Here is a 25,033-nt window from a genome sequence, read left to right as displayed (position 1 = left end):
AAACATCCAATCACTTCAGATTGGGAAAGTTTCTCAAAGTGGTACGTCTAGAATCTCCCGTTCATTAAGCGTGACTAAACAATAACCATAAACATAAAAGAGGACGAGATTTTTACTCGTCCTCTTTTATGTTTATCGCATTGGCTTTATCGATTATTTTATTCTAGAACTTAAACTTCGCCACCAGTTGGCTAAGTGAATCTGCATTTTCTTTTAGGCTGATACAGCGCTGAGAAGTTTGCGTCACCATATCGGTATTACTTCTGGCTACATCAGCAATACTTTCAACGTGCGGCGCAATCTCATTAATCACCTGAGATTGCTCTCCTGTTGCGGTGGCCGTTTGGGCGCTAAGCTGATGAATCTCTTCCACGATACGACTAATTGAAGCTAAATGGTGCTCTGAAGATCGGGCAGCAGTGAGACAGTCTTGACCAATTTTATGGCTTTGGCTGACTTCATCGACCACGGTATTGCTCAAGCTTTGCAAGTTTTCGATGATGGTACGAATTTCACTGGCTGAATCATGGGTGCGAGAGGCTAAGGTTCGAACCTCATCCGCCACTACAGCAAAACTTCTACCCTGTTCGCCTGCTCTGGCTGCTTCAATCGCCGCATTAAGGGCAAGAAGGTTGGTTTGCTCCGAAACACCACTGATAACATCGAGCACCGTATCAATCGCCTTGATGTCATTAGACAGCTTCTCAATGCTCTGGTTACTTTGGTCAAGCTGCTGACTCATTGCTTCGGTATGGCTGAAGGTGTCACTGACCGACTCAAGCCCTTTCTTCACTTCTAGCGTAGTTTGTTGAACGTTATCTGAAGTATGGTTGGCATTGTTGGCGATCTCTTCCGAGCTAGCGCTCATCTCATGAATCGCAGTCGCCACTTGATGAATGTTTTGCTCTTGACCGTGGATTTGTTGCTTCATTTCTGACGCTTGCAGGTCAATGTACTCAATGCTGCTCACCAGCGCTTGGCGTGAGCTTTCGATCTCTTGCAAGACACTACCCATGTAAGCAACAAATTGGTTGTAGCCTTTGGCAATATTGCCCACTTCATCACTGCGACTCTCATCGAGTCTTTGGGTAAGATCGCCACCACCACTGCCAATCTCCAGCAACAGATCCGCCGTGGTTGATAAAGGCGTCAAGAGGATGTGGGTCATATAGGCGCTGACCGCGACAAACAGCAAAGCAATCGACACACCTATCCAAGTCATGGTTTCGATAAAGTGATTAATCTCTGCAAGTACTTCGCTCGTCGGTTGTACCGAAACCAATACCCAACCAAGTTGAGGCAAACTCATCAAGCCGACTAACATCGCTTGCTGGTCAATGTCGACTTCGTTGATTTCTAACCCACTGTTATTCAGGTTAGTGACATTCTCGCTCACGCTGGCCATTCCAATGACTGATAATGATTTACCCACCATTGAGGTATCCGGATGGACTTTGACCACGCCTTGGTTATCCACCAGCATTAAGCGCCCTGATTCCCCCAACGAGAAATTCGCCACGGTTTGGCCTAAGCTTTCTAGCGACAAACCGATCCCTGTAACACCAATTCTCTGACCATTTTTCATCACGACTTGATTGACAAATACGGTGGCAATCCCGGTTGATTCATCAACATCAATTGAAAGCTCAACCGATTTATTACCGCCAAGAAAACCATAGAACCAGGCGTCATCTACTGAGCTTTGCGACATGGTTTTTAACACTCCGTTGGGCACATAGTAGGTATCGTTTACTGTCGTCACGTAAAAGGCGGTAAGGGCATTAAATTGTTGCTTGATGCTTTGTAGCTGAGCGACAACCTCGTCACTCTCTTGCCCGTTGAAGTTTTTCAGTAATGCTAGCTGTGACATAACTTCAGCTACCACCAATGGTTTTTCCAGCTCCAGTTTTATCTGGTTACTCACCTCGCCTAGCGCTGCAGGCATTTGCTGAGAGTAGGTTTTATCTAAGATGATTTTTTGCCCTTGGCTGACCGTAATACTAATCAATACTGCAATGACTAATATCACTGCACCAACGGTCGCCAACATCGTTTTATGTCGAATACTTAGCGCACTTCGCATAGCTTCAAACTCCTTTTTGAGGCATAAAAAACCCCGGAACAGGGCCGGGGGATCTCACATGAGATAAATAGCGGGAAATACCACGTTTGCATGAATCACGCTTACCGAGTTTGCAGTTCGATAAGCGAGATTTGGTTGTTAGCGATTAGTTAATCGCCGCCCCTTGTTGAACCCAATTGCCGATAAGCGCACGCTCGTCATCAGTCATTTGAGTCATATTGCCAAGCGGCATATATTTCGTTGTTACAGTCTGCGCAATGCGTGGACTGTTCGCTTGAATCTCCTGAGGTGTATCTAAAATCACACCTGCAGGCGCCGCAGCAAAGGCAGCATGTGTCGGGGTTGCTGAATGACACACTGAGCAGCGCTCTTGAATCACCTGATTGATAATTGCAAAGTTCACACCGCTCTCTGCTGGCTGCTCGGAGGCACTAGCGGCTTGAGCGTTATCCGTAGATGCAGCTTCTGTCGCTGTTTCTGCAGGCGTTGCAACCGCGACTGGCGCTTTCGCTACTGGAGCAGCTGGTCTGTTAGCATACGGCGAAGTCACAAATGCGAGTGTGATCATACCAAGCGCGGCTACAGGCACAGTCCAAGCAAACTTCTGGCTACCATGACGCGTATTAAAGTAATGGCGAACCAAGATACTAAAGATCGCAAGGCCAGCAAGAATTGCCCAGTTATATTCAGAGCCATAGGTGCTTGGGAAATGGTTACTGATCATAATGAACAGCACGGGTAGCGTCAGATAGTTGTTGTGACGAGAACGCAGCAAACCTTTCGCCGGGAGGGCGGGATCAGGTTCACGACCTTCTTCAATTGCACTGACCAAGTTACGTTGTGCAGGCATGATGACGCGGAATACGTTACCCACCATGATAGTACCAATAATTGCACCGACATGAATGTAAGCACCGCGGCCACTAAACACTTGAGATAGGCCATACGTTGCACCAACCAAGAGCACGAATAACACCGCCCCCAACAGCATTGGCGTTTTACCTAATGGCGATTCACACAGTAGATCGTAGATAAACCAGCCAGCAACCAAGGCACCAATACCTATCGCAATCGCCGTGCTCGGCTCCATGCCTGAGCCAGGAGCAATCAAGTAGATCTCGGCGTTAAGATAGTAAACAACACCCAGTAGTAGTACACCCGTGATCCAAGTGAAATACGCTTCCCACTTAAACCAATGTAGGTGTTCTGGCATTTCTGGAGGCGCAAGTTTGTACTTCTCTAGGTGATAAATACCACCGCCGTGAATCGCCCAAAGATCGCCCGATAGACCCGTTTTTGGATTGACGCGGTTCAAGTTATTTTCTAACCAAACAAAGTAAAACGAAGCACCAATCCATGCGATGCCAACTATCATGTGAGCCCAGCGAATCGCTAAGTTCAACCACTCCGTGATATGTGGATCCATAATAAATTCCTTCTTACAGCACTCTACTCAGAGAGCATTACTTCCTGTCTGTTACTCGCCGGAATATCTTCTAAGTGTAGCGACACCAAATCGGCTTCAAAGAAGACTTCATCACAGTTATGCCCCTCACCACCTCGGTCAACGATCAAGAACTGGTCTTGATCGGTCAACGCAAGTACTGGGTGGTGCCAAACGCCTTTGTGGTAATTAACACCTTGGCGGCCATTACTATAAAACGCGCGGCAGTTTTGCAGTGATGGGTTGTCTCCTTTGGGAGCAACAACAATGAGATACGGTTGACCAAGCAATGGAACAAATGCCTGTGACCCTAGTGGATGACGCTCTAGCATTGAAATCGTTAACGGGTAGCTAAGCGGCGTTGCTTGAAAGATACTGATGATGGCTTCACCACCTTGATCTTGCACATCCGTCTTTGCTAGCTTGTGATAACGACGAGTCGAGCCATTGTTGATCATGAAGTAGTCACTGTTATCTACTTCGATCACATCACCAAACTGCGCAAAAGCTTGTTTAGTTAACGGTTCTATTGCTAAACGGCGAATTCCATTGCTCATAATCGTCCCCTCGCTTATTTCGCTTTTGTGCCAAACAAACGCAGACGGCTAATACCACCATCAGGGAAAATATTCAGACGAACGTGCGTGATTGCACCTAGGTCATTCACCTCTGAGGTAAACTCGTGAATATCGTGAGCCTTGAGTTTTTGTGCTGGTAGCAGTTCGCGCCAGAACAAACTTTGCGTTGCGACTTGATCGTCTGTGCCACCTTTGACATATGCTGCCTGAATTGAACAGCTGTCTGGGAAGTTACCTTTAAAGTGCGCCGTATCAACGACTACGCGATCAACATTACCTGCGTTACCAAGAGCTACAATCACCCAGTCATTACCTGGAGTACGACGACGTGCGGTCTCCCAACCATCACCCATATTCTCACCACGACCCGGGCCGAGGATGTTTGATTTGTTGCCGTAGTGCTCATCGCTACATGCTAGTGCACGACCGCCATTTTCAACAGCGGCAAGGTCAACTTGTTGCTGCGGGTCAATGCGATCCCAATCCACACTCGGGCGGCCATAAACACGTAGACGTGCCACACCACCATCTGGGTAGATATTTAGACGTAAGTGAGTGAACACGTCTTCGCTAGCAATTTCTTCTAGATGATGATGATCACCTTGAAGGCTCATTGATGGCAGGATCTCTTGCCACTCTGTCGCATCCGTTGGGTCACCGTCTGGTGAATAACATGCATCAATGGACGCTGATGGTGGGAAGTTACCCGTAAAGAAAGAGGTATCGATATCTACACCAGCAATCGTGCCAGCTAAGCCAAGGCGAATAACACAGTAATCGTAACCTTCTCCACGTTTACGACGGCTTTCCCAGCCATCCATCCATTTACCGTTATCATCATATACGTCATCTTTCCACTCTGGCGCTTCACGGCGCAGTAGGCGGCTTTTATCAGCAAAGAAATCGTCAGTAGCAAAGATCGCTTCTGCGCCAAGTTTATCGTCAGCAAGGTTAATGTATTGTTCAAAGTCGAAAGACATTTCCTTTATCCTTCCAATTATTCAAAAATAGGTTTATGAGTAAGCTCAATTCGAGCGCTATGCCCTTTTATTGGGCTGATATCCATTGATATCGAAACGAGGTAGTCGCCATCTCCGTGACTTACATATCTCGTAAGCGAAACAGTGCAATCTTATTGATTTCCTGGATCGCAGTAGCAAACTCAGTGTCACTATCATTGCCTAATCGCTTCTCGAACGATTCAAGAATTTGGTAACGATTGGCCCCTTTCACTGCCATGATGAAGGGAAAGTTGAAGCGTTGTTTGTAACTGTCGTTGTACGTAGTGAATTTTTCGAACTCTTCAGCGCTACACTGATCAATACCAGCGCCAGCTTGTTCAGCAGTCGATGCTTGTGTGAGTTCACCGTTGATTGCTGCTCGCCCTGCTAAGTCAGGGTGAGCATTAATAAGTGCAAGTTGCTTCGCCTTTTCCGCATCCAGAAGCGTTTCCGCCATTCTCAAATGCAGGTTGGCAACAAAATTATCTTGGTCACTAAGCCCTTGATCATAGACAGACTCTGCTACCCATGGGCTATGTTCATACACATCACCAAAGTGAGAGACAAATTCCGAACGTGCCATCTGAGATGGTGTGCAAAAACGAAATTCAGTCATATTATTTCTCCTCTTGTGGTGTGTATGGGTGATTCTCGTGCCAGTGACGAGCGATATCAACACGACGACATAGCCAAACGTCATCGTGCTGCTTTACATAATCTAAAAAGCGTTTCAGTGAGGCGATACGCCCCGGGCGACCAATCAGGCGACAGTGCAAACCCACTGACATCATTTTTGGCGCTGTTTCACCTTCGACATAAAGCGTATCAAAGGTATCTTTAAGGTATTGATAGAACTGCTCACCGGAGTTGAAGCCCTGCACTGTTGCAAAACGCATGTCATTGACATCCAAGGTGTAAGGGATCACCAACTGAGGTTGCCCGCCTACCGTGTGCCAGTAAGGCAAGTCATCATCGTAGGCATCCGAATCGTATAGAAAGCCACCTTCTTCCGCGACAATGCGACGAGTATTCGGGCCTGTACGACCTGTGTACCAACCTAGCGGTCGTTCGCCGGTGATCTCTTTGATGATATCAATCGCTTTCATCATATGGTCACGCTCTTGTGACTCATCCATATATTGGTAATCGATCCAGCGATAACCGTGGCTGCAGATCTCATGACCAGCTTGTACCATCGCTTGCGCAACATCTGGGTGACGCTCAATTGCCATCGCTACAGCAAAAACAGTGAGAGGAATTTCGTACTCATCAAACAGTTTTAAAACTCGCCACACACCTGCGCGGCTACCGTATTCATAGATAGATTCCATGCTGATGTGACGTTCACCTTTAATCGGCTGTGCGGCTGGAATCTCAGATAGAAAGGCTTCAGACTCTTCATCCCCATGTAGAAGACAACGTTCTCCGCCCTCTTCATAATTCAATACAAACGACACGGCGATACGAGCTCCACCAGGCCATTTAGGGTGAGGAGGATTCGCCCCATAGCCAATTAGATCTCGTGAATAATCCTTATCCATTCAGGCTCTCCTTAAACCAAGACAATTCGTAGTTGTCTTTTTAATTTCATACATTCATTGTATACAATAAATTATCTTAATGTAAAGATTTTGTTGTTAAAGTTACTTTATCGACACACGGCCTTATATTTCATGTACTTAACCAATAAGCCTCAATATTTCCCTATTCGCTTGATGTCACACATTTCACTTTTTGCTACTTTTAATAATAACATTTTTATAACAACGCGCTTTACTATATGGATATTTTGTGTACATATATAGGTATCAAAAGCAAAGTCAGAACAACTTTGTATACAATAAAAACCTCAAAATTAAGGAGAGCGCTCAGCGCTATTAATGATTATGGGTAAATTGACAACACACGTATTGGATACAATGCATGGCGTTCCCGGAGCAGACATCCTAGTTGAGCTGTTTCGCATCGAAGGTGATAGCGTGACAAAAGTCAAAACGGTCACCACCAACTTCGACGGACGTACAGACGAGCCAGTGCTTGAAGGTGAGGCATTCACAACGGGCAAATACCAATTGGTTTTCCATGTTGCAGACTATTACCGCAAGAGAGATATCGACCTTGGTGAAGTGCCATTCCTAGATGATGTGGTCATCCGCTTTGGTCTTGGTGAAGAAGGCGCGCATTATCATGTTCCGCTGCTTGTTTCTCCATACAGTTTCTCAACATACCGCGGCAGCTAAAAAGAATTTCTAACAACGTCAAACTTAACATTCATCAGGAAAATTGGAGTCTAGGTCGCGAGCCAAAAGAGCCGGCAGCACACTAGAGCGTGGTATTCAATTGAAGAAACACCCAAACAAAAGGACTTGCTGACATGAACGAAAGCAAAGCTGAAGTGCTTAATAACGAAGGTCAATCTGGTGGCCTTTTAGAGCGCTTTTTCAAACTGAAAGCACATGGAACCAGCGTAAAGAATGAAATGATCGGGGGGATCACCACATTCGCTACAATGGCCTACATCATTTTCGTTAACCCTCAAATCATGGCTGCATCAGGGATGGACTCAGGGGCGGTATTCGTCGCGACCTGTATTGGTGCCGCTATCGGTTGTTTACTCATGGGCCTCTTTGCTAACTGGCCGGTCGGTTTAGCACCAGGTATGGGCCTCAACGCTTTCTTCTCATTTACCGTAGTGAGCGAAATGGGTTACAGCTGGGAAGTGGCGTTAGGCGCAGTATTCCTATCGGGTATCCTCTTCGTCGGGATGAGCTTCTATAAAGTTCGTCAGTGGATTATTGAAAGTATCCCAGTCAGCTTACGCTACTCTATGACTGCAGGTGTAGGTCTATTCCTTGGTCTTATCGGCCTTAAAACAGCTGGTATCGTCGTTGAAAACCCAGCAACATTAGTCTCATTGGGTGACTTCACCAAGCCTGACGCTATGCTAGCCGCAATCGCATTCTTGATCATTGCGGTACTGAGCGAGCGTAAAGTGTTTGGCGCTGTACTTATCGGTATTTTAAGTGTCACAGTGGTAGGCATGATGCTAGGTCTGGTTCAATACAATGGCTTCTTTGCTGCGCCACCAAGCATTGCCCCAACCTTTATGGCAATGGACATTGCTGGAGCCTTCAACATTTCAATGGTCAGTGTGATCCTAGCATTCCTATTCGTTAACATGTTTGATACGGCAGGTACGCTAATGGGTGTTGCAGAACGCGCGCACCTAATGAACAAAGAAACCGGTAAAATTGAAGGGCTTAGCAGGGCGTTAAAAGCAGACTCAATTTCGAGTGTGGCCGGTGCTTGTGTCGGCTGCCCACCAGTAACCAGTTACGTAGAAAGTGCGGCAGGTGTTGCTGCGGGTGCTCGAACTGGTTTATCTGCCATTGTTGTGGCCGTGCTATTCTTAGCCGCGATTTTCTTATCACCACTAGCAGGCATGATCCCTGCTTATGCGACAGCGGGTGCACTGATTTACGTTGCTTTCGTTATGATGAGCAGTATGCAGCATGTCGATTGGAAAGACTTCACTAACGGCGCGCCTGCAGCAATCACTGCACTGATGATGCCTTTAACCTTCTCAATCGCGAATGGTATTGCACTCGGCTTTATTACTTACACAGTACTTAAAGTCGCAACCGGCAAGACAAAAGATGTATCAGTTTCAATGTACATTCTAACGGTTATCTTCGTCGCTAAGCTTATCTACATCTAATCGCTCCAACTTGAACGAATCTAGCCTAAACGCTTGTTTAGGCTAGATTCCTACACCCAAAATTCGAGACCCTACGTAGTTTGTAGAAGTCAATTGTCCAGTCAACGAGAGATAAAACCACTCAAATCTCTCCGAGGTATAACCAATGAAACTTCTGTATACACTCAATCAAAGACCGCCTCACGGCATCACTTTTCTACTTGCATTACAACACATGCTCGCCTCAATTGGCGGTATTGTCGCAGTACCGCTTATCGTTGGCGCTTCAATCGGATTGCCTAACCAAGAAATCGTCTCTCTGATCAATGCAGCGCTGCTTGCCTCAGGTATTGTCACCATGGCGCAATGTATTGGCCTGGGTCCAATTGGTATTCGCTTACCTGTTGTGATGGGCTCTAGCTTTGCCTTTTTAGGTGTCGCGATTGCCATCGGCCGAGAAGGCGGTGTCGCCAGTATTATGGGCTCTGCGCTGGTAGGCTCATTTGTCGTGATCCTTGCTAGCTTCTACATGGATAAGGTGAAAAAGCTCTTTCCAACCGTAGTCAGCGGTGTGGTCGTCACCTTAATAGGTTTAACCATATTACCTGTCGCCATGAACTGGGTCGGTGACGCCCCAGCATCGAGCGAAAACTTTGCCACTTTACCAAAACTGTTCTTAGCGATTGTGTCGCTAGGTATCGTGGTCGCAGTATCGGTTTACTGTAAAGGCGCAGTGGCAGCTTCTGCGATTGTCATTGGTCTTGCCGGTGGCTACATCGTCGCGCTGTCACTGGGCATGGTTAACCTGGATGACATTTCCTCAGCAGCATGGGTTGGCGGCCCAGAACCACTCAAATACGGCCTAAGCTTTGAAGCAAGCGCGATTGTCAGCATGAGCTTGGTGTACATCGTAGTGATCGCAGAGGCAACCGGTGACTTTATGGCTCTAGCCAATAACTGTGATAAGAAAATCTCAGGTAAAGATCTGCAACGCGGTCTACTGGGTGATGGTCTAGGCAGCACCTTGTCATCGATTCTTACCGCAATGCCATTGGCCTCCTTTAGCCAAAACGTGGGCATTGTTGGTATCACTGGCGTTGCAAGCCGTTACGTGGTTGCCGCGACAGGTGGTCTACTTATCTTAGGTGGCCTATTCCCGAAATTGGCCGCGATTGCGGTAACCATTCCAAAGCCAGTACTTGGCGGTGTGGGTTTCGTCATGTTCGGCATGATTGCTTACGCCGGTATTCGTATGTTGATCATGGCTGCTGATACCAAACGCAATGCCTTGGTTATCTGTGTTGGTTTAGCATCAGGTCTGGCAGTAACATTCGAGCCTCGTCTATTGCAACACTTACCTCATGACATCGCTAACTTCCTCCACTCAGGTATTACCACAGGTACGATCGTGACAGTGATTCTCAACCAACTGTTGCCTAAGTCGAGCAACCAAGAAGTGCGCGAAGCCCTGAGCGAAAGCAAAGATCAGTTTGAAGAAAAAATCATCCGTAAGTCAGATAACGAAGAGCAAGCGCAAGCAGTTCAAAGCAAACTCGAAGCGAAAACCAGCGATTAATCAAAACGCAAAAGGAGACATAAGCTCTGTTATCCAATGCAGAGCTTTGACACAATAACCTCGCTAGCGATGACTAGCCTTACTTTCAACTAAAACGTTTAAGACCCTCTCCCCTGAAATGGCTGAGATGGCTAAGGACTATTATGAATGGAAACCATCTGGATTAAGAATCCACTGGCAATTTACACTGGAAACCAGCAAGACGCCCAAGGCGGTGTCGTGGTGAAAGGCAATCAAATTGTCGAACTCATTCCAAAGCATGGGACACCCTCCCATCACATCGATTACGTGGTTGATGCATCACGCCATGTCGTGACACCGGGTTTGATTAACGCCCACCACCACTTTTATCAAACCTTAACCCGCGCCTACCCTGACGCGTTAAATAAAGAACTTTTCCACTGGCTTAAGAGCCTTTACCCCGTTTGGGCCAATCTCGATGAAGAGATGATGAGCGTGGCGACCGAGCTTGCCTTGGTTGAGTTGATGCTTTCTGGCTGTACCACCGCCTCTGACCATCACTACCTACTCCCCAACGGACTCGAGCATGCGATTGATCTTCAAGTTGAAGCGGCGCAAAAGCTTGGAGTTCGCGCGATTTTCACTCGCGGTTCAATGAGTCTAGGTGAAGATGATGGCGGCCTACCGCCAAGACACACTATCCAAACTGAACAGGCCATTGTCGATGATAGCTACAGGCTGATTCGCCAATACCACCAGCACCATGATGGCGCGATGACTCAGATTGCCCTCGCACCATGCTCTCCTTTCTCTGTCACTACTGACTTAATGAAAGAGACAGCAATTATCGCCAAGCAAGAAAACGTTATGATGCACACGCATTTGTGTGAAACTCTGGATGAAGAAGATTTCTGCGTCGAGAAGTTTGGCTTACGCCCAGTGGACTACCTTGAAGATGTCGGCTGGCTCAATGAGCGAACATGGCTGGCACACGGCATTCATTTCAACACTGAAGAGATCCGTCGCTTAGGCCAAGCCGGAGTGGGGATTAGCCACTGCCCAACCTCAAACATGATGCTCGCCTCTGGCATTTGTAAGAACAATGACCTTGAAGCCGCGGGCGTTAAAGTAGGTTTAGGTGTTGATGGTAGTGCATCAAACGATGGCTCGAACATGATTGCCGAAGTGCGCATGGCAATGTACTTACAACGTCTGCAATACGGCTCTGCCAACGTGACTCATTTTGACGCTCTGCGCTGGGCAACCAAAGGCTCCGCACAAGCGATGGGACGTAACGACATCGGTGAACTCACCGCAGGTAAACAAGCCGATATCGCAATGTTTAAGCTCGATGACATTCGCTTCTCGGGCAGTCACGACCCACTCGCAGCACTGCTGTTATGTGGGGCTCAACAAGCAGACCGCGTAATGGTCGCCGGGCATTGGCGAGTCATAAATGGCGAAGTGATCGGCGTCGATATTCACCAGTTAATGGAACGGCACAAACATGCTGCAAAACGCTTAGCCAAAAAAGCATTGGGCGAATAATCATGAAAATGCCTCAGACACTCTGAGGCATTTTTCTATCACTCTATTTGATAAACTTTCATCGGTTATAAATCACTGGCGTCTTGCCTTTCCACTCTTGCCATAGGTCATCTTCTACAACCAATCGACATAGAGCATTAGCAACATTGATTCGGCTGGTTTCCCCCGCATCAAACAAAGCGCTACGTATTGGGCTTGGGTGCCAGTGGTAATCACTCGTTTCTAATTGATCAATTAAAGTATCAGGTCGAATCATGGTCCACTCCAAATGCTTACGCTTCAAACCAATCCGGCTTAAAAGCTTGGCTGCTCGCTCATTGTCACGCTGTGGTGGCAGTAACCAACGCAACAGCATAACAACCGACTTTTCTTTTGTTGTCAGTGGCTCATCCACTGCAGAATTACGCACACCTGTTGAGCTCATTAGCGCCAGCTTAAATGGCCTTGCTCTCTGTTTTGAAAGTGAAGAAATTACTCGTTCAAGGCTATCTCCAACCAACATTCTTGGCGCGCCATAAACCCCTTTTAGCGTTAAGTTATGACCTAGACAGCAAATCGCGGCGTCACACTCTTCTAGTCGTTGCTTTAACTCCAAGCTATCGATCGACAAAGCTGTGCTGGTTATCTGGCTCAAGCGTGGGTGTTCAGCCAATACGTCTGTTCTTCTCACCAATGCAATAACCTCGCACTCAGCTGCCAACAATTGAGTCACAACCAAACGGCCAGTTGCCCCTGTCGCTCCAAGAACCATCACCTTCATCGTCACTTCCTCCCTGATTAGTTCAATGAGTGTACCAATTTGGAATCATTTAGATCTCTAACTATTTTGTATATCTAGCCGGGTATTTAGTTCATTTTCGTATTATGAGTGACGCTGCATAACTCGTCATGTATATTGACCACTTCTCAAATAAGGAAGATGTGAACTGTTGTGCTGACTAATGGATTAGAGAAATGGCTTGGGGTGAACCGTACTCAAGAAGAGTTCAGGGAAAGCGTATTTGTCTTTGCCTCTTTGACGGTGTTGTCTTCCGTACTAAGCCTGTTTATTTGTTACAACACTCTATTCATTCCTAACCTTTTTCTCGCATCAATCGAAGCTATAGGGCTAGCCTTATGCTCACTGGCCTATTTTTGGTTGTGGCAAAGCCGCAATGTCAAAATCGCGGCAACCATTATGGTTTCAGTAATGACTTCGGTCAGCTTGCTGTTTATCGTTGGCTCCGGTCACAGTGAGTTTGCATTGGCATTCTCATTTTTAACGCCTGTGGTTGCAATATTCGTTCTAGGCTACAAGGTAGGCGCCGTTTTTAGCTTGGTCAACTTTGCGATTATTGCCTATATCTGCCTGATTGATATGCATAACTGGCCACCTATCCCCTTTGACAATATCAGCTTCATTCACCTTTCTATCGTCTACCTATTTTTGTTTTCGATCGCTTATTTCTATGACTCTGGACGCCGTAAAACATTGGCGTTATTGAAAGAATCCAATCGACAACTGCAAGCTCTGTCCCATACAGATATGTTGACTCAACTTTTTAACCGACGTCATATGGAAGCTTTGCTCCAAGAACCGCATAAGGTGCAATGGCTGGCAATTGTGGATATTGACGACTTCAAAAAAATCAACGACGACTACGGCCATGATGTCGGTGACCAAGTCTTGATCCAGACTGCGCGTACGTTAGAAAGAGAAACCAAGAGTGTCGGCCAAGTCGGTCGGTGGGGCGGTGAAGAATTTCTGATCGCGTTTGAAACCGCAGATTATTCAATCATTGAAGAGCGGGTTAGAGCGATTCAAACCATCATCGCAAGTCAAGATTTCGGGATTGAGCGACCAGTTACCGTAAGTAGCGGGGTTGCTTATCACCAAGACACCGGGAAATCCGATGCATTTCGTCGTGCAGACGAAGCACTTTATCAAGCCAAGAATTCAGGTAAAAACTGCTTCTATGTTGCGGTTGAAGCGAGTTGAGATGACCATTTTCACCAGGGTTGTGTTTCAAAAAACTTCTTGTTAGATTGAAGCAATGAAACATATAGCACAACCTACATCATTCTTCTTCTGGTGGCGCTCTAACTAGAGCGGCGCGGAATTCTTACATTCTTATGCTGCTGGAAGGTAGCTAAGATTGTCATCTCTTTTGTATCTCCAGTAGCGATCTATTTATCTCGGAGATACACATATGAAAACTCAACAACACACTGAACCAAAAGAAATTATCCTCACTGGCGATCGTGCAACTGGCCCTTTGCATCTCGGCCATTACGTTGGATCTTTAAAACAGCGAGTCGCATTACAATCCATTTGTGAGCAAAACATTCTGGTTGCAGACATGCAAGGCCTGACCGACAACGCCCACAATCCAAACAAGGTCTCATCCAACATTCTCAATGTGGTCGCAGATTATCTCGCTGTCGGTATAGACCCTTCACAAACGACCATCTGCCTGCAATCACAGTTACCTGCATTGGCTGAACTGACCATGTTCTACAGTAACTTAGTCACCATCGCTAGGCTGGAAAGAAACCCAACCGTAAAAAGTGAAATCCAAAGCAAAGGTATTGAGCGCTCACTACCGGCAGGGTTTCTCACCTACCCTATATCTCAAGCCGCCGATATCACCGCATTTAACGCCACTTTGGTTCCTGTCGGTGATGACCAATTACCAATGCTAGAACAAACCAATGAAATCGTCAGAAAGCTCAATTCTCTAGCCGGCAAAACAGTACTCAAAGAGTGTAAGCCGCTGCTAAGTAATGCCTCAAGATTGCCAAGCACTGACGGCAAAAATAAGATGTCGAAAACCATGGGCAATGCCATCAACCTTGGCGCTAGCGAAAAAGAGATAAGTGCAGCAGTGAAATCCATGTATACCGATCCAAACCATCTACGAGTTGAAGACCCAGGCCGTGTTGAGGGCAATGTTGTGTTCACCTACCTTGATGCTTTTCACCCAGACTCAAGCTATGTCGCGGAACTCAAAGAACAGTATCAACGAGGCGGATTAGGAGACGGCACCACGAAAAAGATCCTCGAAGAATGCTTACAAGATATGCTGCGTCCAATTAGAGAAAAGCGTGCCATGTATTTAGATGATAAGGCTCAGCTGATTGACATACTGGCGGCAGGCAGCCACGTTTCACGCGCGAAAACTGCTCAAGTACTATTTGATGTAAAAGGCGTGTTCGGTCTAAACATTCTTTGAAATAAAACTTTTCTATTGTGAGCTTCGGGCTATACAGCAACTGTTAGAACCGAAGCTTTTTTACTAGTTTATCTCTAACAGTTCTCATCCATAACACTTATCTTTTTCTCCATTTCTAATTCGTTTTAATTAATAAAAATAATCTCCATATTATATGAAGGAAATTTCCTCCATTAAGATCACAGATTTTCTTCATTTTTGTTGAAGGGAATTTTTATTCTATTGATAATTGGCTCGACAACGAGGGACTGCTGAGCAGTTTTGATTACGGTATGAATTAATCACAAGGTTTGGTGGAAACATGAACGGTATCTTTTCTGTACTACAAAAAATCGGTCGGGCATTTATGTTGCCTATCGCCGTACTACCCATGGCAGGTATCTTACTCGGGGTTGGAGGAGCGTTTACCAGCGGGCCTCTGATTGAAACTTATAATCTCACTTTCCTTGCTCCGGGCACCTTAGCCAATCAGTTTTTAGTGTTGTGTTTCCAAGCTGGTCTGTTCGTCTTTGTAAACTTACCATTGCTGTTCGCAGTCGGTGTCGCTATTGGCATGGCGAACAACAATAAAGAAACCGCTGCACTTTCCGCAGTACTGGGCTTTCTGCTGTTCCATACGGTGATTGGCACAGTTCTTGGCTTCCAAGGTTTATCGCCAGAAACCACCAGTGTTGATGGGTTAATTGCTGCAGGTGCCAACCCTGATGAGGCGGTCGGTTTAGCGTCTCTTTACACGAAAGAACTGGGGATCTTTACCCTTCAAACAGGTGTATTTGGCGGTATTACCTGTGGCCTACTCGCAGCATTTATCACCAACCGTTTCTCTAATGTGACCCTGCCTGATTACTTGGCTTTCTTTAGCGGAAACCGTCTAGTACCCGTGATGACAATGCTGTTCTTCATTCCACTAGCCTTTTTATTCCCATTCATCTGGCCGCCGATTTTTAAATCAATCGTTTTCGCTGGCGAAGCCTTCTCTGCGATGGGTTACATCGGCACCTTCTTCTATGGCTCATTGATGCGCTTGCTCAACGTGTTCGGTCTGCATCACGCCATTTACCCACTATTCTGGTACACAGAGCTAGGTGGCGTGCAAGAAGTGGCGGGAGAGATGGTCGCTGGTGGTCAAAAGATTTTCTTCGCTCAACTGGCTGATCCTGCAACCGTACACTTTAGCTCAGAAGCAACAAGAACCATGACTGGCGGCTTCCTACCAATGATGTTTGGTCTACCCGCTGCCGCTTTAGCGATGTACCGCTGCGCAGACGATAAAAACAAAGCCAAAGTAAAAGGTATTTTATTCTCAGCAGCGTTAACATCGTTCTTAACTGGTATCACTGAGCCACTAGAATTTACCTTCCTGTTCGTTGCACCTGTCTTGTACGCCGTGCACGCAGTACTTGAAGGGATTGCTTACATGCTCATGCATATGCTGGATGTCGCGGTCGGTATTACCTTCTCAAGAGGCATTATTGACTTCACTTTCTTCGGCTTACTGCAAGGCACCGCTAAGACATCATATCAATGGATTCTGATCCTTGGTCCTATTTACTCACTGATTTACTACTTCGTGTTCAGCTTTATGATTCGCAAGTTTAACTACTCGACCCCAGGCCGTAACGATGCTGAAAGTAAGCTCTACACACGTAAAGATTACAACGGAAAAGAAGGTTCACTGATTGATGAAATCGTGACTAACTTGGGTGGCAAAGAGAACATTGCCTCAATCGATGCCTGTATCACGCGCCTACGTATCACAGTGAAAGACAGTGAGTTACCAGCCAGTGACGAGGTTTGGAAATCACTGGACGCCAAAGGAGTGATTCGCTCCGGCAACGGAATTCAGTTGATATATGGCACGCAAGCTGAAACCTATAAAAACCAGATCATCGAAAAGTATCAGCTATAACCTCTCCAATCATAGAGCCCTGTTCACGCGGGGCTCTAGCTTTATATCAACCAAACCATTCATTCGGTACTTTTACTGCCACCACTTCAGCTTTACAGCAAATCTCACCCTGCGAGTGCAGCTCACACTCAACAACAATCTTCTTCGCTGATGCTTCAACGATGTTGGCAGTTAAATGTACGCTTTGTGTTAACCAAACCGGTTTTAAGAATGAAACATTCAGGCTTCCTGTAGCAAACCATACTGGCTCACCGACACCTACCTCTTGCCCTTGCATCTGATAACCTTTAGCAATCGCCATACACACACAATGACAATCAATAATGGTTGAGATGATGCCGCCATTAAGAAAGTGGGTTGGGCCTGCGCAGTGATAATGGGAAGGCGTAAACATGCAGCTCGCCTGTGATTCTGATTGCCAATAGCTTTTGATTTGTAAGCCCAGTTCATTTTCAGTTCCACACCCGTAGCAGTGGTTGTTTGGGATCTGATCTTGAATCGCTCTCTGTTGCTGCATAACGCCACCTATAGTCAGAGTTCTCTACTGACTATAGTCTGCAAATGCGGTTATGTTATTGCTTTGGAATACAATTTTTCATTTGTTCAGCAAGCCATTCAATAAAGTTAGACTCCAAACTGCTTACACTGCTTGGCTCTGTGAGCACCATGTATCGGTGGCCGGACTGAACAAACCCAAATGGGGCAATCAAATTACCTCGCTCTAAATCATCAACGACCAGTGGGTAAGAGCCAATCGTTGCGCCTAAGCCATCAACAGAGGCTTGCAAAGCAAAATAGAAATGAGCAAAAGATTGTTGTTCATGACTACGTAAGTTGCCAAGGCCGCTGGCTTTTCCCCATAACGACCACGCTTTTGACCGAGTTTGACTGTGAAGTAATTTAACCGCATTAAAGTCTTGTTTAATCTGTTGCCAATATTCAGGGGACATTACAGGCCCAACCCACTCTTCCACCAATGGCGTTTGCAGGTAGTTATGCTCAACCTCAAAATCATCGCGTCGGATCGCCATCGATAGACCAGAGCTACCGAGTGTCACCGAACCACCCGCCGTCGATAATCGCACATCGGCAGAAAATGCATCGTTAAAAGTCGCCAATCTCGGCATTAACCAACGCATGGTTAATGTCGGCTCACAAGACACCTCTAGACAGTTCTGCTTTTGCTGCGCCAGCTTTGCTACGCCAGTTTCCAAAGTGTGGAAAGCTTGCTCTGTGTAGGCTTTTAATAGCTCACCTTCTTTAGTCAAACAGACATTCCGACCATGCTTCACAAACAAAGTTCGATTGAGATAAGCCTCTAACACTTTGATCTGCTTGCTCACCGCTCCATGAGTGATATTGAGCTGGCGCGCCGCCTCGCTATAACTCGACGATTGCGCAGCGACATGAAAAACATGAAAGGATTTAAGATGCCTCATTTGTGATTTTTTCTCACATATAAACGGAATTCATTTCGATTATAGGCAAGCCAAATCAACCCTACAATATCAGCACATACAATAACTAGATTGGGAAATAAGATGGAGCTACTTAGCCTAGCAATTCTTGGAGTGTTAATCGTTATCAGCCCAGGCGCTGATTTTGTATTGGTTTTAAAAAACAGCTTAAATAGCGGCAGAAAAGCGGGCATCGCGACAGCCATCGGGATTAGCCTCGCAATCTGTGTCCACATTGCGTACTCCCTGCTTGGTATCAGTTACCTAATCTCACAAAACCAATGGTTGTTTAACCTAGTGCGCTATGTAGGTGCAGCCTACTTAATCTACCTAGGCCTCAAGGGCATTTTTGCTAAGCGCGACACTCAAGAGATCCTCGTATCACACAAGCAGCACAGCCCTAGTTGGCGCTACTTCTTGCAAGGCTTTCTATGTAATGCTCTCAATCCAAAAACCATGTTGTTTTTCTTAAGTATTTTTAGCCAAGTTATGTCACCGGATGCCGATAATAACTGGCCTGCGATTTTCTATGGCGGGTATATGATTGTGCTGCATGGCGTTTGGTTTTCATTAGTCGCAATATTGTTTACTTCACCGAAACTGCAAGCATATCTGCAACGAGCCAAACATCGAATAAATCAAGTGTGCGGCGCAGGGCTGCTGCTGTTTGGAGCCATGTTGGGTTTAAAAAGCTAGCCATAAAAAAGAGGCTGCTCTTGGCAGCCTCTTCTTCAGTCATTGAATGGTGAACTATACCAACTCACCTGCTCCTTGAATTGAACGAGCGCTATTTTCAACTAAGAACACAGTCGCGGTCTGCTTAAGCATATCCCACTCACTGTCCTCAACAAAAATGCCCTCTTCCCAAGAACTCTTCTGTGCGCGGCTTAGCTCTGCACTATCAAGGTGAATCGCATAGCCTTCCGAGCTTTGGGCAACATCAAAGTCTTGTGTCGCAAGTTCGATAGTCATTGAATGAAAATCACTATGGTCACTCGCCAATTTATCAGAGAAGAAAACCTCTGGTGCTACACAACCACGGTTTAGTACGTACAAGGCGCGCTTCGGACTTGTTCCATTCACCCACTGCGCTCGGCAAGCAATACCTTTCGCGGCCAATCGCACCAGTTCACTGTATGCTAGCCAGCGATTATGGCACTGCTTAAGCGTAATCATAATGGATTTAGATTCGACCATTTGTTCTAAAGCAAAGTCTAGGACCGCCGGAAGATGGCACGCTACGCTACCGCCATGAAAATCCACATCAAAACGACCTTGGCGTTGATTTTGAATAGAGACGGCACAGTCTGAATCGAGGCTGAGAAACTGGCTGGCATTGTTAAAATGCCTAACGCCATTGAGCCCAACCATCTGAAGGTCAGCCACCATATTGGCAATCACGTCTGCTTCACCGCAGTGGCGACGCATACCCAAAAAGGCTTTGTTGACCGCTGCAACCAGTTCGTTGTGAGACACGATCATGATGCAATCCCTCCATTGATTGTCTGATTATCACTTTGAGCCACTTCTTGTGCACTCGGCATTGTTGGGAAAATCCACGTATCGCAATAGTTAGGATCGTTAATTTCTTCAAGCAATGGAGCGCCTTGGAAGAAGGTCACCCGTACCCAGCGATCAGAGCGAGGATCAAACTTAGTCGCGCCAAATACCGCCAACTTACAACGTAGTAAGTGCATAGGCAGTGCATCTTCGCGCAAGACGTTCATTTGGATATCACCCATTTCTCTGCTGCCGAGCGTCCAAACACGACGGGTAATCGCACGATACTGTGGATGTTGGAGTAAGAATTCTGCCACACTCATCTCTTGAGGACATTGAGACAGAGCTAGATAAAGACGATTTGCTTGTCTGCCAATATCTAGGGGCAACTCTCGCTCTTCACCGATTTCTTCACCACGAACACCAAGTCTCGGCTCTTCTTTATCTTGCGAGCGATACCAGAACCAGTAGCTGTTCTCAGCCAGTGAATAGTCAGCCTCTACTGCCCACTGGTATTTAGCCTTTAACAGGGTCAGCAACTCTTCCACACTCTTACGACTTGGGATGGCAAGCGTTTCACTGGTATTCATTTGATTTTCGTACTTATCCACCAGCGTCGGATAAAGTTCAAGCAAGCAGGAAGTTAGGATTTCTTGGGCTTCCAAACTCATGGTTTCTGCTTGCTTAAGAACTGCGCTCCAGTTTGGCTGACAAGTCATAACTCGCGGCAAACGCTCAAGCAATTGCTCAATATCGACAATCGCCTGGTGATTCAAATGATCTTGATGCTCATTGATAGTAATAACCTGCTCTAAGTGGTGCTTGGCCTTAGCCAACAACGCACTCAGAGGCTGCTCAAACTGACTGTCACATGGCATCACTAACACATCTGCCACCGCGCGCTCCCTTGAGGTCATCCACTGATCGACGATGCATGGGTGGTTGATAAGATAAGGCGCCATACCTAAACCTGTGGCATTGCCTACACCAAGATAACGCTGCAAGCCTTTGTGCAAAACAATCGCCTTGTCGCCGCCTTGTTGCTCAGCTAGGTAGTGCACCCAATCTAAGCTAAACTCACGCAGTATATATACCGCACACATTTGAGCGCTAAATGACTGATTAAAATCAGGGTTCTCTTCCAGTAGCTTGAAATCGGCAATGCCAAACTTACCGTTTCCGTAGACGGCCGTCGTTCGAAGAATATAGCCAACCTCTGCCAACTCTTGCGGCTGAGGTTGCTCACCTTTCGCTAAAGCTCTAACAATATGCTCAAACACTCGAACGCTTTTATTCGCACGAGCCAGCACCAACACATTATTTGGATTTCGCCCCGCTTCCTGTAATGGTACGTTCGCTCTTAACTGTTCGAGTAGCGTCACATCCACATCACCCTGAACGAGAGCGAATGTGACATCCCATTTCTCGGCAATAACACGATCATTGCGCTCTTCGTCGGCGATCTCATCGCAAAATACTACTAAATGATAGACATGACTTGGTGTCGCCAGTTTGTAGATAACATGGCCAAAACCACGTGGGCATAGTTGCCATTCATGCTTAGTGACTTGCCACTGTTGCTTAGCCATTTTACGAATCAAGCTACGCACAAAGCTGATTCGGTTTTGGTGCATAGCACCTAGCCTATCTGGTGCCATGACGAGGGCGGCATTGCGCAGTTGGGTTTCAGTGTAATTAGAACGATGTGCATCCATTTTGCTCACCACCTATTTTTTATAGTAAGAATAATTGGAGCTTGTGTAGGTGTAGGGGAATATCCTACACAAGCTCATCGTTATTGGATTCGTGTTATAGACCTTGCTCTTTAGCCATCTTGATTGCGATTTGTGGTGCATTCCAAAGCGATGGCAGCAAAATCAATGACACCGGAACGGCTGTGATGACAATGAAAGATTGCAACGCTGAGATTCCACCTGAACCTAATGAAATAAGGATTAACGCTGTGATACCCATTGCCACACCCCAGAAGGTACGAACAATCGCATTCGGCTCGGTTTCACCACTGATCACCACACTAATGGTGTAGGTCATTGAGTCACCTGTTGTCACAATGAAAATCGTGGTTAACACTAGGAACAAGATTGAAACCAGCATCGGCATTGGCAATTGCTGCGTCACCGCCAGTAGGGCACCTGGTAGGTTGAAGCCTTCAAATGCTTTGCTGACACTGCCCGGTTCAGCAATTTCAAATGCTAAGCCAGAACCACCGACAATGGTGAACCAGAAGCAAGTGGTGAGCGGTGCGACAATACTGATGGTCGAGATAATTTGACGAATGCTACGACCACGGGAGATACGCGCAATAAAGATAGCCATCATTGGCCCGTAACCTAAGAACCAGCCCCAGAAGAATACTGTCCACCAGCTCAACCAACCTTCATCACCTCGATAGGTCGCCATTGGGATGAAGTTATCTAACATGCTGCCTACACCTTGAATGTAGCCATTGAAGATAAAGTCCGTTGGACCAAATAGCAGGATGTAGATCATCAGAGCAACTGCTAGGATCACGTTGTAGCGACTTAGCATCTGCATGCCGCGGTTTAAACCACTCAGTGCAGACAGTGTGTAGAGAGCAATCGCAAACAAAATAATAATCAGCTGAGTAGTAAAGCCATCAGGAATATCAAATAAAGCGTTTAACGCGTAGCTAACCTGCAAGCCTAGAAAGCCAATCGGACCAATGGTGCCTGCCGCAACCGCGACGATACAACACGCATCAATCAGTGCACCGACGTGTCCTTTCAGAGCACGCTCACCCAATACTGGATAAAGGAGAATTCGCGGCTTTAGTGGTAACCCTTTGTCATAGTGAAGGTGCATCACCACAATCGACGTTAGGCTACCAACAATCGCCCACGCCAAGAAACCCCAGTGCATAAACGACTGTGATAAGGCATTGACTGCACCTTGTTGTGGATTGTCTTGCGCGCCGTATAAAGGCGGAGGACTAACATAGTGAGCTATAGGCTCAGCCGCAGCCCAAAATACGCCGCCACCCGCAAGTAGCGTACAGAAGATAATCGCCATCCAACGGAAACCGTCCATTTCAGGCTTGGTTGTGCCACCTAAAATCACTTTGCCTGTTCGCCCTGCCGCTAAACCAAGACCAATAAGAAAAGTGAGAAGAAGTAGGATTTGCCAGTACGGCCCAAAGACCTCAACAGACCAACCGAAACCGGCATTCACGATAGAAGAAAGTAACTCGCCATCGTACAGTGCTAAGGCGACAAATAGCGCGATAAATCCGCCGCTATACCAAAATGCTGGGTTACTTAAACCCAACTTGTCCGGTGAATTTTCGTTACTCGTGTGGGTCGATTGTTGTGTTGCTTTTGCTTGACCCGATGAGACATCCATCGTGGTCGCTTTCATGCTATTGGTTACATCAGACATACTCTGACTCCAGAACTGTTTTGCAGCAGCCGACAACTCGCAGCAAAGTTGAATTAACACCTACTTTGTAGTTTTTTTATGAGTAGGCTTTTCCATGTTTAGGGCGTTACGTAATGCATTGTTATGACTCAATGCACTGCTATGAAATAGGCTCAAGACCTTCTTTTAGGAAGTTAAACCAATTTCCACCCAGTATTTGTCCCGCCTCAGATTCACTGAACCCATGACGAATTAATCCGTTGTAGATATTTTCCATCCCCTGACTGCCACTAAACCATGGCAACGCATCAGGCCAGCCAGAATTGTTTGCAGAGCCTTCGCCGTAATCCATCGCTTTCGACCAACGGCCATTGCGCATCCATTCCAGCACTTGCTGTGGTTGGTTTAGGCACAGATCACTACCAATGCCCAGATGTTCAACCCCAAATAGGTCTGCGGTTTTCGCCACCATTTGACAAAAATCATCAAGGCTACATTGACTGCCATTTGGCAGGTGGAATGGGTACAAACTGAAGCCAATCAAACCGCCACGCTGGGTTAGCGCCTGAATGACCGTATTGGATTTATTACGCAGAGCATCATGAGCAAACGTTGGGTTGGCATGACTGATACAGATAGGACGAGAAGAGAGATCAATCGCTTCAAGTGTTGAGCGCTCCGCACTGTGCGACATATCAATGATCATACCGACTCGGTTCATTTCTTCGATCGCTTGTTTACCAAATCGCGTCACACCCGAATCATTTTGCTCGTAACAGCCCGTCGCAAGTAAGCTCTGGTTGTTGTAAGTCAGCTGCATGATCAGAAGACCTTGACGGCGCATCACTTCGATAAGACCAATTTCATCATCAATCGGAGAGCAGTTTTGCGCGCCAAAGAAGACACCGACTTTACCTTGTGCTTTCGCCACCTCGACATCAGCCATTGAATAGATAGGCATAATAAGATCAGCATTTTGCTCAAAACGTAAGTTCCATTCAGCAAATCGAGTCAGTGTTTCACGCGCATTTTCGTGATAAACAATCGTTGCATGAACTGCAGTGATCCCGCTCGCCTTCAGTGTTTGGAAGTACTCTCGATCCCAATTGCAGTACTGTAGACCATCGATGACAATTCGTTCTTGGTACATAACCACTCCTTAATCTTTCCCTGTCCCTTTAATTACTTCTTATCGAGTCGGGAGCAGAACGGCTCTGCTCCCTCATCCTGTTAGTAAGGACGTTGGTAAGCAGTTTTCACCACGGTATAGAACTCTTTCGCGTATTGGCCTTGCTCACGTGGACCAAAGCTAGATTCTTTACGCCCACCAAATGGAACGTGGTAATCAGTCCCTGCGGTTGGTAGGTTGACCATCACACAGCCTGTCTGAGCTTGCTGCTTGAAGATGGCGCTGTTACGCAGGCTTTGGGTGATGATCCCGCCCGTTAGACCAAAGCGAGTATCATTAACCACGCTAATCGCTTCATCGAGATCAGAGACTCGAATCACGCTCGCCATTGGCGCAAACACTTCTTCTTGGTTCACTTCCCAACTATTTTGCGTATTCAGGAACAGTGTTGGCGACATGTAGTAACCTTCGTGTTCAAGATTCAAACGCTCACCACCAAACGTCAGTTCAGCGCCGCTTTGGCGAGCTTTCTCAATCCATTC

At 46.5% G+C, this 25,033-nt stretch carries 22 protein-coding genes; 8 read left to right on the top strand and 14 right to left on the bottom strand.

Annotation, left to right across the window (positions count from 1 at the left end; all coding sequences use genetic code 11):
* Positions 1–163 precede the first annotated feature (163 nt).
* The 6 genes from VIA_RS03720 to puuE all read right to left on the bottom strand — a co-directional run bounded on the left by VIA_RS03720 (position 164) and on the right by puuE (position 6,647).
* Positions 164–2,083: a methyl-accepting chemotaxis protein gene (locus VIA_RS03720; RefSeq protein ID WP_004411184.1), complete on the bottom strand. Its 1,920-nt coding sequence runs from the start codon at positions 2,081–2,083 to the stop codon at positions 164–166.
* A 145-nt stretch (positions 2,084–2,228) separates the two neighbouring features.
* A complete protein-coding gene (locus VIA_RS03715; protein WP_004411182.1) occupies positions 2,229–3,509 on the bottom strand; it encodes a urate hydroxylase PuuD in 1,281 nt (426 codons plus the stop codon).
* Positions 3,510–3,532: 23 nt separating this feature from the next.
* The gene (locus VIA_RS03710) at positions 3,533–4,084 is read right to left on the bottom strand and encodes an ureidoglycolate lyase (protein WP_004411180.1); all 552 of its coding nucleotides are present in this window, start codon (positions 4,082–4,084) and stop codon (positions 3,533–3,535) included.
* A gap of 14 nt (positions 4,085–4,098) precedes the next feature.
* Positions 4,099–5,085, bottom strand: a complete 987-nt coding sequence (gene alc / locus VIA_RS03705) for an allantoicase (RefSeq protein WP_004411178.1) — start codon at positions 5,083–5,085, stop codon at positions 4,099–4,101.
* A gap of 121 nt (positions 5,086–5,206) precedes the next feature.
* Positions 5,207–5,722: a 2-oxo-4-hydroxy-4-carboxy-5-ureidoimidazoline decarboxylase gene (gene uraD / locus VIA_RS03700; RefSeq protein WP_004411177.1), complete on the bottom strand. Its 516-nt coding sequence runs from the start codon at positions 5,720–5,722 to the stop codon at positions 5,207–5,209.
* Position 5,723: 1 nt separating this feature from the next.
* The gene (gene puuE, locus VIA_RS03695; protein ID WP_004411176.1) at positions 5,724–6,647 is read right to left on the bottom strand and encodes an allantoinase PuuE; all 924 of its coding nucleotides are present in this window, start codon (positions 6,645–6,647) and stop codon (positions 5,724–5,726) included.
* A 345-nt stretch (positions 6,648–6,992) separates the two neighbouring features.
* On the opposite strand from puuE, the gene uraH reads away from it, so the two are divergent.
* The 4 genes from uraH to VIA_RS03675 all read left to right on the top strand — a co-directional run bounded on the left by uraH (position 6,993) and on the right by VIA_RS03675 (position 11,888).
* A complete protein-coding gene (uraH, locus tag VIA_RS03690; protein ID WP_004418507.1) occupies positions 6,993–7,346 on the top strand; it encodes a hydroxyisourate hydrolase in 354 nt (117 codons plus the stop codon).
* A 134-nt stretch (positions 7,347–7,480) separates the two neighbouring features.
* On the top strand, positions 7,481–8,824 hold the full coding sequence (locus VIA_RS03685; RefSeq protein ID WP_004411174.1) for an NCS2 family permease: 1,344 nt from the start codon (positions 7,481–7,483) through the stop codon (positions 8,822–8,824).
* Between the two features lie 145 nt (positions 8,825–8,969).
* A complete protein-coding gene (locus VIA_RS03680; protein WP_004411173.1) occupies positions 8,970–10,379 on the top strand; it encodes a nucleobase:cation symporter-2 family protein in 1,410 nt (469 codons plus the stop codon).
* A 147-nt stretch (positions 10,380–10,526) separates the two neighbouring features.
* Positions 10,527–11,888, top strand: coding sequence for an 8-oxoguanine deaminase (locus VIA_RS03675; protein WP_004411171.1), 1,362 nt, complete (start codon positions 10,527–10,529; stop codon positions 11,886–11,888).
* A gap of 58 nt (positions 11,889–11,946) precedes the next feature.
* Here the strand turns inward: VIA_RS03675 and VIA_RS03670 are convergent, their stop codons facing one another.
* Complete coding sequence (locus VIA_RS03670) at positions 11,947–12,648, bottom strand: NAD(P)-dependent oxidoreductase (RefSeq protein WP_004411170.1); 702 nt, start codon at positions 12,646–12,648, stop codon at positions 11,947–11,949.
* Between the two features lie 171 nt (positions 12,649–12,819).
* On the opposite strand from VIA_RS03670, the gene VIA_RS03665 reads away from it, so the two are divergent.
* The 3 genes from VIA_RS03665 (at position 12,820) to VIA_RS03655 (ending at position 17,009) form a co-directional block, all read left to right on the top strand.
* Positions 12,820–13,866 (top strand): GGDEF domain-containing protein, encoded by a 1,047-nt coding sequence (locus VIA_RS03665; RefSeq protein ID WP_004411169.1) that lies wholly within the window; start codon positions 12,820–12,822, stop codon positions 13,864–13,866.
* A 211-nt stretch (positions 13,867–14,077) separates the two neighbouring features.
* Positions 14,078–15,100, top strand: coding sequence for a tryptophan--tRNA ligase (gene trpS, locus VIA_RS03660; protein ID WP_004411168.1), 1,023 nt, complete (start codon positions 14,078–14,080; stop codon positions 15,098–15,100).
* Positions 15,101–15,401: 301 nt separating this feature from the next.
* Positions 15,402–17,009 carry a PTS transporter subunit EIIC gene (locus VIA_RS03655; RefSeq protein WP_004411167.1) on the top strand — a complete coding sequence of 536 codons (1,608 nt, stop codon included), beginning with the start codon at positions 15,402–15,404 and terminating at the stop codon, positions 17,007–17,009.
* A gap of 46 nt (positions 17,010–17,055) precedes the next feature.
* Here VIA_RS03655 and VIA_RS03650 read toward each other — a convergent pair whose 3' ends face one another.
* Positions 17,056–17,526 (bottom strand): PaaI family thioesterase, encoded by a 471-nt coding sequence (locus VIA_RS03650; RefSeq protein WP_004411166.1) that lies wholly within the window; start codon positions 17,524–17,526, stop codon positions 17,056–17,058.
* Positions 17,527–17,581: 55 nt separating this feature from the next.
* Positions 17,582–18,448: a LysR family transcriptional regulator gene (locus tag VIA_RS03645; RefSeq protein WP_038211540.1), complete on the bottom strand. Its 867-nt coding sequence runs from the start codon at positions 18,446–18,448 to the stop codon at positions 17,582–17,584.
* A gap of 102 nt (positions 18,449–18,550) precedes the next feature.
* On the opposite strand from VIA_RS03645, the gene VIA_RS03640 reads away from it, so the two are divergent.
* Positions 18,551–19,162, top strand: a complete 612-nt coding sequence (locus tag VIA_RS03640; RefSeq protein ID WP_004411163.1) for a LysE family translocator — start codon at positions 18,551–18,553, stop codon at positions 19,160–19,162.
* Positions 19,163–19,216: 54 nt separating this feature from the next.
* Here VIA_RS03640 and VIA_RS03635 read toward each other — a convergent pair whose 3' ends face one another.
* The 5 genes from VIA_RS03635 to VIA_RS03615 form a co-directional block, all read right to left on the bottom strand.
* Positions 19,217–19,948, bottom strand: coding sequence for a DUF3726 domain-containing protein (locus VIA_RS03635; RefSeq protein ID WP_004411162.1), 732 nt, complete (start codon positions 19,946–19,948; stop codon positions 19,217–19,219).
* On the bottom strand, positions 19,945–21,681 hold the full coding sequence (locus tag VIA_RS03630) for a hypothetical protein (protein ID WP_004411159.1): 1,737 nt from the start codon (positions 21,679–21,681) through the stop codon (positions 19,945–19,947). The genes VIA_RS03635 and VIA_RS03630 overlap by 4 nt, the downstream gene beginning before the upstream one ends.
* A gap of 94 nt (positions 21,682–21,775) precedes the next feature.
* Positions 21,776–23,383 carry a BCCT family transporter gene (locus tag VIA_RS03625; protein WP_004411158.1) on the bottom strand — a complete coding sequence of 536 codons (1,608 nt, stop codon included), beginning with the start codon at positions 23,381–23,383 and terminating at the stop codon, positions 21,776–21,778.
* 139 nt (positions 23,384–23,522) lie between these two features.
* Complete coding sequence (locus tag VIA_RS03620; RefSeq protein WP_004411156.1) at positions 23,523–24,512, bottom strand: membrane dipeptidase; 990 nt, start codon at positions 24,510–24,512, stop codon at positions 23,523–23,525.
* Between the two features lie 80 nt (positions 24,513–24,592).
* On the bottom strand, positions 24,593–25,033 hold a 441-nt coding region (locus VIA_RS03615; protein ID WP_040896686.1), incomplete at its 5' end, for an aldehyde dehydrogenase family protein.

This window comes from Vibrio orientalis CIP 102891 = ATCC 33934, assembly GCF_000176235.1.
Taxonomy (GTDB): domain Bacteria; phylum Pseudomonadota; class Gammaproteobacteria; order Enterobacterales; family Vibrionaceae; genus Vibrio; species Vibrio orientalis.
Note: the sequence above shows the minus strand (reverse complement) of the source record. Positions and strands in the feature narration are given on the sequence as shown.

Coding starts and splice junctions, on each gene's coding strand:
- alc (WP_004411178.1), bottom strand. CDS start 5,085: ATGTCTTTCGACTTTGAACAATACATTAACCTTGCTGACGATAAACTT.
- VIA_RS03715 (WP_004411182.1), bottom strand. CDS start 3,509: ATGGATCCACATATCACGGAGTGGTTGAACTTAGCGATTCGCTGGGCT.
- uraH (WP_004418507.1), top strand. CDS start 6,993: ATGGGTAAATTGACAACACACGTATTGGATACAATGCATGGCGTTCCC.
- uraD (WP_004411177.1), bottom strand. CDS start 5,722: ATGACTGAATTTCGTTTTTGCACACCATCTCAGATGGCACGTTCGGAA.
- VIA_RS03720 (WP_004411184.1), bottom strand. CDS start 2,083: ATGCGAAGTGCGCTAAGTATTCGACATAAAACGATGTTGGCGACCGTT.
- VIA_RS03635 (WP_004411162.1), bottom strand. CDS start 19,948: ATGATCGTGTCTCACAACGAACTGGTTGCAGCGGTCAACAAAGCCTTT.
- VIA_RS03685 (WP_004411174.1), top strand. CDS start 7,481: ATGAACGAAAGCAAAGCTGAAGTGCTTAATAACGAAGGTCAATCTGGT.
- puuE (WP_004411176.1), bottom strand. CDS start 6,647: ATGGATAAGGATTATTCACGAGATCTAATTGGCTATGGGGCGAATCCT.
- VIA_RS03650 (WP_004411166.1), bottom strand. CDS start 17,526: ATGCAGCAACAGAGAGCGATTCAAGATCAGATCCCAAACAACCACTGC.
- VIA_RS03710 (WP_004411180.1), bottom strand. CDS start 4,084: ATGAGCAATGGAATTCGCCGTTTAGCAATAGAACCGTTAACTAAACAA.
- trpS (WP_004411168.1), top strand. CDS start 14,078: ATGAAAACTCAACAACACACTGAACCAAAAGAAATTATCCTCACTGGC.
- VIA_RS03645 (WP_038211540.1), bottom strand. CDS start 18,448: ATGAGGCATCTTAAATCCTTTCATGTTTTTCATGTCGCTGCGCAATCG.
- VIA_RS03670 (WP_004411170.1), bottom strand. CDS start 12,648: ATGAAGGTGATGGTTCTTGGAGCGACAGGGGCAACTGGCCGTTTGGTT.
- VIA_RS03630 (WP_004411159.1), bottom strand. CDS start 21,681: ATGGATGCACATCGTTCTAATTACACTGAAACCCAACTGCGCAATGCC.
- VIA_RS03675 (WP_004411171.1), top strand. CDS start 10,527: ATGGAAACCATCTGGATTAAGAATCCACTGGCAATTTACACTGGAAAC.
- VIA_RS03640 (WP_004411163.1), top strand. CDS start 18,551: ATGGAGCTACTTAGCCTAGCAATTCTTGGAGTGTTAATCGTTATCAGC.
- VIA_RS03620 (WP_004411156.1), bottom strand. CDS start 24,512: ATGTACCAAGAACGAATTGTCATCGATGGTCTACAGTACTGCAATTGG.
- VIA_RS03625 (WP_004411158.1), bottom strand. CDS start 23,383: ATGTCTGATGTAACCAATAGCATGAAAGCGACCACGATGGATGTCTCA.
- VIA_RS03655 (WP_004411167.1), top strand. CDS start 15,402: ATGAACGGTATCTTTTCTGTACTACAAAAAATCGGTCGGGCATTTATG.
- VIA_RS03680 (WP_004411173.1), top strand. CDS start 8,970: ATGAAACTTCTGTATACACTCAATCAAAGACCGCCTCACGGCATCACT.